Origin of the sequence: Streptomyces sp. KR55, from assembly GCF_052245645.1 — a bacterium.
Lineage (GTDB): Bacteria > Actinomycetota > Actinomycetes > Streptomycetales > Streptomycetaceae > Streptomyces > Streptomyces flavusporus.
The window spans coordinates 1-1,329 of the sequence record NZ_JBQQCE010000910.1 but is presented as its reverse complement, the minus strand read 5'-3'; the positions used below and the strand labels follow the sequence as shown (position 1 = coordinate 1,329).

The 1,329-nt window shown below is 71.6% G+C and carries 1 pseudogene; it reads right to left on the bottom strand.

The features are described 5' to 3' along the window. Positions 1 to 95: 95 nt before the first annotated feature. Positions 96 to 1,136 (bottom strand): annotated as a pseudogene (locus tag ACTWQJ_RS51450) (NUDIX hydrolase). Positions 1,137 to 1,329: the final 193 nt, after the last annotated feature.

Here is a 1,329-nt window from a genome sequence, read left to right as displayed (position 1 = left end):
GGAGCGGCTGTCGGTGGCGGAGGCCGTGTTCCTGCGCAACTACGCGGCGAGCTGACCGGCCTCCGCCACGCCCGTCTGAGCGCGGACAGCTGCGCTCAGCCGACCGGGATCCCGGCCTCCAGGTAGAGCGCCGCGCCGCGTTCGCGGGCCCGCAGTGCCCAGCGCAGCCGCTCGTAGCGCACCGGCGGCAGCAGGCCGGCGGCCTCCTCCTCGGTGACGAAGCGCCAGGCGCGCAGCTCGGGTCCGGGCAGCAGCACCTCACGAGCCTCGGCGGAGCCGAGGCTTCCGCCGTCGAAGAGGAGGCGCAGCCCGCCGTAGCAGGGCGGTGCGGGCGCCTACCAGTCGACGACCAGCAGGCGGGGTACGTCGTCGAGGCGGATCCCGGTCTCCTCGGCGACCTCGCGCATGCCGGCCCGGGCGGGCGCCTCGCCGGGTTCGACGACACCGCCGGGGAACTCCCAGCCCGCCTTGTAGGTGGGGTCGACGAGCAGCACGCGACCCTTTTCGTCGAAGAGGAGGACACCGGCGGCCAGCGTCTCGGCGGTGGGTTCGGGGGTCTGCACGATGTCACAGACGGGCGCGGCCCCGGAGGCGACGGCCTCGGCTATACGGGAGGCGGTCTCGTACGGGGCGAGGGCGCCGTTGTCGATGGGGTGGGCGTCGGCGGTCAGCCAGGAGGCGAGGGCGGCCTTGTACGGCTCGATGTGGTCGTACGACCACTGGCGTGTGCGTATCTCGCCGTCGGGCACGTCGGGCGGGAGCTCACGGTTCGCTATTCGGTCGCGCAGGATCGTTTCGGCCGGGGTGAGAAGCACATGCCGGACGGTGATACGGCGGGCCGCGAGACCACCGAAGATCTCGTCCCGGTACTCCTGGCGCAGCAGGGTCATGGGCACGACGAGTGTGCCGCCGAGTTCGGCGAGCAGCGCTGCCGCGGTGTCGATGACGAGGCGTCGCCAGATCGGCAGGTCCTGGAAGTCGCCGACCTCGGCGAGGCGTTTGGCCGGCAGCAGGTGTGTCAGTTCGCCGCCGATGACCTCGGGGTCGAAGAGCGTGCTGTTCGGGATCAGTTCGATCAGTTCCCGTGCGGTGGTGGTCTTCCCCGCACCGAACGCGCCGTTGATCCAAACGATCACGTTTCCCCCTCTTCTGTTGGACCCCTGTGGCTTGCCCGTTCCACCCTGCCACGGAAACCAGCCCCAGTTGAGGGTGCACAAGCGGAAGCGCCGGCACCCCGTTCCGGGGGCCGGCGCCTCGCGGTGCGGCTGTGGCGGCTGCGTCAGTTTTCCTGCCCGCCAGGGGTGCGGTCGTCCCGGGGCAGACCGTCGG